Raw genomic sequence first — 6,859 nt, 5'->3', positions numbered from 1 at the left:
ACTTTCTTTGCACGAGCAAAGAAAGTGACACCTCTCCGCGGTCGCGGAAATGATCCGCCGGGCAGCGCCCGGCGCTACCAGTGCGTCGGCGCACGCCCCTACAGCCATCCCTTCTGCCGCGCCAGCCGGTACGCCTCGATCCGGTTGGCCACACCCAGCTTGCCGATGCACTCGGACAGGTAATTGCGCACCGTACCGTGCGACAACCCCAGCTGCTCGGCGATCTCGCTGGCGGTGCGGCCCTCGCCCGCCAGCCGCAGCACGCGGCGCTCGCGGTCGGTCAGCGGGTCGGCCTGCGACCACGCATCCAGTGCCAGCTGCGGGTCGATCGCGCGGATGCCCTGTTTCACCTTGCGCAGGGCATCGGCCAGGTTCTCGGCCGGTGCATCCTTCAGCAGGTAGCCCAGCACGCCGGCTTCCAGCGCGCGGCGCAGGAAACCGGCACGGGCGAAGGTGGTCACGATCACCACCTTGATCGGCAGCTCGTGACGCGCGATGCGCTGGGCAAGCTCGAGCCCGGACAGGCCCGGCATCTCGATGTCGGTGACCAGGATGTCCGGCTTCAGCTGCTGCAGCATGCGCCACGCGGTTTCGCCGTCGGCGGCGCTGCCCAGCACCTCGATATCAGGCTCCAACCCCAGCAGCGCCGACAGTGCGCCGCGCACCATCGCCTGGTCCTCGGCCAGCAGGATGCGGATCATGCGGCACCGTCCTGCACCAGCGACGACGGCGTGCCTGGCGGCAACGGTGTGGTCGCGGCAGCCAGTGGCACGCGCACGGTCAGCAGCGTGCCCTCGCCCTTTGCGGACTGAACCTGAAGGTTGCCCCCCAGGGCGGCCACGCGTTCGCGCATGCCGCACAACCCGTTGCCCTCGGCCTGCACGCCGCCACGACCATCATCGCGGATCTGCATCGCCAGCATGCGTCCTTCCAGCATGAATTCCACCCGTGCCTGTGTCGCCTGTGCATGGCGCACGATGTTGGTCGCGGCCTCGCGCAGCACCAGCGCCAGACCGCGTTCGACATCCACCGGCATCGCCGGTGGTGGTGCGTATTGAAGGTGGACCTGCTGGCACTCCAGCAGCAGCCGCGCCGACGCCAACTCACCGGCCAGGTCACTGGCGCGGATACCGGTGACCGCGCTGCGCACCTGCGCCAGCGCTTCGCGGGCAATGTCCTCGGCTTCGCCGATTTCCTGCCGCGCCCGCGCGTCGCCGCGATCGTGCAGCTTGCGGGCCAGTTCCAGCTTCAACGTGATCAACGACAGGGTGTGGCCGAGCAGGTCGTGCAGGTCGCGGCCGATGCGTTCGCGCTCGGCGGTGGCTGCGAGCCGCCGCACCTCGTCCTGCGACAGCTGCAGTGCCGCATCCTTCTGCTGGTTGAGTGCCTCCACGTTCACGACCAGCCCGACGATATAGGACACGGCGGGGATCCAGACCAGGCTCTGCCACGGGTACTGGAACAGCAGTGCGAGGCCGCAGAACAGGAGGTTCAGGCCAGTGAGCTGCAGCAGGTACTGCCACCAGCCGCCGCGTCCGCTCACCCGCAGCAGCACGCAGCCGAACACGAAGTAGGTCAACCCGGACGGGTACCACGGCAGCAGCACCAGCGACATCCCGATCAGGCCCAGGGCATAGCGCGGCGCGTGATGGCGTGGCGCCACCATCACCTTGGCGTACAGCAGCAGGAACACCGGATAGCTGGCCACTGTAAGCAGCAGCCAGCGCAGGGTGAAGCCATGGCCGAGCAAGGGCGTCAGGAAGATCCACACCGACCACAGCAGGTGGATCGCCTCGCTCCAGGGTGATTTTCCCCGGCGCAGCGTCTCGGCCACCGCCGAGTCCGGCGCGGGGCGCAGCAGGGAGGCAAGCCAGGTAGACGGCACAGGCGGTTCCAGGCGGGGATGATCGCCGCCGATCATGCCAGTTCGGCTGGCTGCGCGCAGGCGCCACCGCCGGCAAGATGGCACCGGCGCAACCCGCCGCAGATCACGGTACGCTTGGCGGTACCGCTGCAGCGGGCCAGCGATGGGGTGGTCGGATCCATGAGCGGTACCAGCAGCGGGGACGTTGCCATCCTGTGCCGCCGCGGTCACATTTCGCAGTTGCCGCCGTCAGTGTCATCGGGTGACAGCTGTCACTGCCGTCATCGCTGTGCCTGCCTTCATGCTGTGACGCACGCTCCACCGCCGGAACCGCCGCCGTCCGCGCTTCCGGCCACACCCGCCCGAACGCCTGTGATGGAACGAATGAACGCTTCTGCCGAGCTGTTGAAGGAACTCCGTATCGACCGCAAGTCGCCGCCGCCCGCCTCCGGTGGTGGCAGCAACGGCGGGGGTCGCCGTTGGTTGTGGATCGCGACCATCGTGGTCGTGCTGCTGATCGCCGCTGCCGTGGCGTTCCTGTTCGGCCGTGCGCCGGCCGTGGAGGTGGAAACCGCGCCGGCCGTGGCCATCCAGCAGGGTAGCGCCAGCAGTTCGGTGCTCGACGCCAGTGGCTACGTGGTCGCCCGGCGCATGGCCACGGTCTCGGCCAAGATCACCGGCAAGGTGCGCGAGGTGATGATCGAAGAAGGCATGCGGGTCGAGGCCGGCCAGGTGATGGCCACGCTGGACCCGATCGATGCCGATGCGCAGCGCAGCCTGTATGCCTCACAGCTGCAGGCCGCACGCAGCCAGGTGGCCGGGCTGGAGGCGCAGCAGAAGCAGGCCGCCGCCGAAGCCAGCCGCCTGCAGGCACTGGTCGGCCAGCAGCTGGTGTCACGTTCGCAGTACGACCAGGCCGTGGCCCAGCGCGACAGCCTGCGTGCACAGCTGGACACCGCACAGCGCAACGTCAAGGTGGCCAACGACCAGTTGGCCATCGCCGACCTGGGTGTGGACAACAACATCGTGCGCGCGCCCTTCTCCGGCGTGGTCACCGCCAAGGCCGCGCAGCCCGGTGAGATCGTCTCGCCGCTGTCGGCCGGTGGTGGCTTCACCCGTACCGGCATCGGCACCATCGTGGACATGGACTCGCTGGAGATAGAAGTCGAGGTCGGCGAGGCCTTCATCGGCCGCGTGCAGCCGAAGATGCCGGTGGAAGCCACGCTCAACGCCTACCCCGAATGGAAGATTCCCGGCGAGGTGATCGCCATCATCCCCACCGCCGACCGGGGCAAGGCCACGGTGAAGGTGCGCGTGGCGCTGAAGGTGAAGGACCCGCGCATCGTGCCAGAGATGGGCGTGCGGGTCAGCTTCCTGGAACAGGCACAGCCGCAGGCCACAACCAAACCGCAGGGCGTGCGCGTGCCGGCTGGCGCGGTGGTCCAGCGCGAGGGCGCCTCGGTGGCCTTCGTACTGGGTGACGAGAACCGCGTGCAGCAGCGCACGGTCGAGGCTGGCCAGGCGATGGGCAAGGACCGCCAGATCCTCAAGGGCGTGAGCGCCGGTGAATCGGTGGTGGTGAACCCGCCGGACACCCTGCGCGATGGCGCCAAGGTGCAACAGAAACAAGCGCAGTAACGGCCTGGCGCCCATGGGCGCCGCCGGCAGCACCGCTCGACGCACGCCTGCGGTCACCGCAGGTGCGCTTCCCCGTTTCCCGCCTTCCGTGGAGAACCACCCATGTCGACCCTGGTTTCACTGCGCAACATCACCAAGACCTACCAGCGTGGCCCCGAGAAAGTGCAGGTGCTGCACGGCATCGACCTGGACATCGCCAGCGGCGACTTCGTCGCGCTGATGGGTCCGTCCGGCTCGGGCAAGACCACCCTGCTCAACCTGATCGGCGGCCTGGACAACCCCAGCGGCGGCGAGATCAGCATCGAGGGCGAGCGCATCGACCAGATGAGCGGCGGCCAGCTGTCGACCTGGCGCAGCCACCACGTCGGCTTCGTGTTCCAGTTCTACAACCTGATGCCGATGCTGACCGCGCAGAAGAACGTGGAGCTGCCGCTGCTGCTGACCCACCTCAATGCGGCGCAGCGCCGCCGCAACGCCGAGATCGCGCTGACCCTGGTCGGCCTGGCCGACCGCCGCAGCCACCGCCCGAATGAACTGTCCGGCGGCCAGCAGCAGCGCGTGGCGATCGCGCGGGCGATCGTCTCCGACCCGACCTTCCTGATCTGCGACGAACCCACCGGCGACCTCGACCGCCAGTCCGCGGAGGAGATCCTGGGCCTGCTGCAACTGCTCAACCGCGAACACGGCAAGACCATCATCATGGTCACCCATGACCCGAAGGCCGCCGAGTACGCCACGCACACGGTGCACCTGGACAAGGGCGAGCTGGCCGACGCGCCGCTGGCCCACTGACGGAGGCCACGGCGATGAAATACTTCTCGTTGGTGTGGGCGCAGCTGTTCCGCAGCCGTACCCGCACCCTGCTGACCCTGCTCTCGGTGGTGGCCGCGTTCCTGCTGTTCGGCATGCTCGATTCGGTGCGGGTGGCGTTCTCGTCGGGTGGCAGCGTGGAAGGTGCCAACCGGCTGATCGTGGCCTCGCGGCTGTCGATCACCCAGTCGCTGCCGATCCGCCTGGAAACCCAGGTCCGCCAGGTGGCCGGCGTGCGCGACGTGGCCTACGGCATGTGGTTTGGCGGCATCTACCAGGACCCGAAGAACTTCTTCCCGAACTTCTCGGTGTCCCCCAACTACTTCGATGTCTACCGCGAGCTGCAGATCGACCCGGCACAGCTGGAAGACTGGAAGCAGACCCGTACCGGCGCCATCGTCGGCGAAACCTTGGCCAAGCAGTTCGGCTGGAAGATCGGCGACACCATCCCGCTGCAGGCCACGATCTTCCCGCGTGGCGGCAGCAACGACTGGCCGCTGGTGCTCAAGGGCATCTACCGTTCCAAGGACCGTGCGCTGGCCGCCAACGAAGAACGCCAGTTGATGATGAACTGGAAGTACTTCGATGAATCCAACGACTACATCAAGAACCAGGTGAGCTGGTACACGGTGACGCTGGACAACCCGGACCACTCTTCACGGGTGGCGCAGGCGATCGACGCGATCTCGGCCAACTCCGACCACGAGACCAAGACCCAGACCGAATCGGCGTTCCAGCAGGCCTTCGTCAAGCAATTCGCGGATATCGGCATGATCGTCACCTCGATCATGGGTGCGGTGTTCTTCACCCTGCTGCTGTTGACCGGCAACACCATGGCGCAGGCGGTGCGCGAGCGCGTGCCGGAGCTGGCCACGCTGAAGACGCTGGGCTTCAAGGACGGCACCGTGCTGACCCTGGTGATGGTGGAGTCGGTGCTGCTGATCGGCCTGGGCGGCCTGATCGGCATGGGCCTGGCCGCCCTGATCCTGCCGGCGATCGGCCCGAAGAGCATGGGCATGCTGCCGCCGCACGTACCGACACCAACCTGGCTGATGGGGCTGGGCCTGATCGTGGTGATCGGCATCATCGTGGGGCTGCTGCCCGCGCTGCGTGCCAAGCGCCTGAAAATCGTCGATGCACTGGCCGGCCGCTGAGGAGGATTGCAGATGAACAAGCTCAAGAAGTGGCTGGGCAACGGCATAACCGTGCTGCTGCTTGCGATCGGCCTGGTGCTGTGGATCAGCCTGCCGTGGATCGGCGTGCTGACCGTGGCCGTGCTGGTGGCGCTGTGGCTGCTGCTGACCCGCGGCGGACGGCTGGCGTTGGCCGCCACCCGCATCGGCGTGGCCAGCCTGCCGCAACGCTGGGGCGCATCGTCGGTGATCGTGGTCGGCATTGCCGGCGTGGTCGGCGTGCTGGTGGCGATGCTGGCGATGGGCGAAGGCTTCCAGGCCACGCTCAACAACACCGGCGATGACACCACCGCCATCGTGCTGCGCGGTGGCTCGCAGGCCGAGACCAACTCGGTGATCACCCGCGAGCAGGTACCGATGCTGTCCACCCTGCCCGGCATCAGCCGCGATGCGCAGGGCCGGCCGTTGCTGTCACCGGAACTGTCGCAGGTGGTCAACCTGGTGTCCAAGTCCGACGGCACCGACGTCAACGCGCAGTTCCGCGGCGTCGGTCCGCAGGCCTGGGCCGTGCATGACAAGGTCAAGATCATCGAAGGCCGCAGGTTCGCAACCGGCCTGCGCGAGATCGTGGTCGGCCAGGGTGCCAAGGGCCAGTTCCGCGACATGGACGTGGGCAGGACGCTGACCCTGGGCAACCAGACCTGGACCGTGGTGGGTGTATTCGCCACCGGCGATGCGCACGATTCGGAGCTGTGGACCGACGCCGATACACTGGCCACCACCTACCAGCGCAGCGCCTGGCAGTCGATCAGCGTGCGTACCGAGGGCAAGGCCGGCTTCGAGCAGTTCAAGGCAGCAGTCGCCGCCGACCCACGCCTGAAGCTTGACGTGGAAACCACCCGTGTCTACTACAGCAAGCAGGGCGGTGGGCTGACCAAGCTGATCGACATCCTCGGCAAGGTGATCGGCACGATCATGGCGGTGGGTGCAGTGTTCGGCGCACTCAACACCATGTATGCGGCCGTGGCCACCCGTGCGCGCGAGATCGCCACCATGCGCGCGATCGGTTTCCGCGGCCTGCCGGTGGTGACGGCAGTGATGCTGGAAACCATGCTGCTGGCGCTGCTGGGTGGCCTGCTCGGCTGTGCGGTGGCGTGGCTGCTGTTCAACGGCTACAGCGTGTCCACCATCGGCAGCAACTTCAGCGCAGTGGTGTTCAAGTTCCATGTGTCGCCGGAACTGCTGTGGACCGGACTGAAATGGGCGCTGGGCATCGGCCTGGTCGGCGGCCTGTTCCCAGCGCTGCGCGCGGCACGTTTGCCGATCACCACGGCGCTGCGCGAAACCTGAGCATCACGCAGCGGCATTTCGCGCATCCTGCAGGGACGGAGCGAAGGCTCCGTCCCTTTCAGGT

At 67.4% G+C, this 6,859-nt stretch carries 6 protein-coding genes; 4 read left to right on the top strand and 2 right to left on the bottom strand.

The annotated features are described in order from the left end of the window. Positions 1–98: 98 nt before the first annotated feature. Positions 99–701: a response regulator transcription factor gene (locus tag BN1263_RS04410; protein WP_058979816.1), complete on the bottom strand. Its 603-nt coding sequence runs from the start codon at positions 699–701 to the stop codon at positions 99–101. Continuing rightward, positions 698–1,921 carry a sensor histidine kinase gene (locus BN1263_RS04405; protein ID WP_021203849.1) on the bottom strand — a complete coding sequence of 408 codons (1,224 nt, stop codon included), beginning with the start codon at positions 1,919–1,921 and terminating at the stop codon, positions 698–700. Before BN1263_RS04405 ends, BN1263_RS04410 begins: the two co-directional genes overlap by 4 nt. A gap of 327 nt (positions 1,922–2,248) precedes the next feature. Between BN1263_RS04405 and BN1263_RS04400 the strand changes: the two genes are divergently transcribed. The 4 genes from BN1263_RS04400 to BN1263_RS04385 all read left to right on the top strand — a co-directional run bounded on the left by BN1263_RS04400 (position 2,249) and on the right by BN1263_RS04385 (position 6,795). Further along, a complete protein-coding gene (locus BN1263_RS04400) occupies positions 2,249–3,502 on the top strand; it encodes an efflux RND transporter periplasmic adaptor subunit (protein ID WP_058979814.1) in 1,254 nt (417 codons plus the stop codon). A gap of 102 nt (positions 3,503–3,604) precedes the next feature. Beyond that, the gene (locus BN1263_RS04395) at positions 3,605–4,294 is read left to right on the top strand and encodes an ABC transporter ATP-binding protein (protein ID WP_058979812.1); all 690 of its coding nucleotides are present in this window, start codon (positions 3,605–3,607) and stop codon (positions 4,292–4,294) included. Positions 4,295–4,308: 14 nt separating this feature from the next. After that, positions 4,309–5,466, top strand: coding sequence for an ABC transporter permease (locus BN1263_RS04390; protein ID WP_021203846.1), 1,158 nt, complete (start codon positions 4,309–4,311; stop codon positions 5,464–5,466). Between the two features lie 12 nt (positions 5,467–5,478). Next, positions 5,479–6,795 carry an ABC transporter permease gene (locus BN1263_RS04385; protein WP_058979810.1) on the top strand — a complete coding sequence of 439 codons (1,317 nt, stop codon included), beginning with the start codon at positions 5,479–5,481 and terminating at the stop codon, positions 6,793–6,795. Positions 6,796–6,859: the final 64 nt, after the last annotated feature.

This window comes from Stenotrophomonas thermophila, assembly GCF_001499715.1.
GTDB lineage: Bacteria > Pseudomonadota > Gammaproteobacteria > Xanthomonadales > Xanthomonadaceae > Stenotrophomonas > Stenotrophomonas hibiscicola.
Note: the sequence above shows the minus strand (reverse complement) of the source record. Positions and strands in the feature narration are given on the sequence as shown.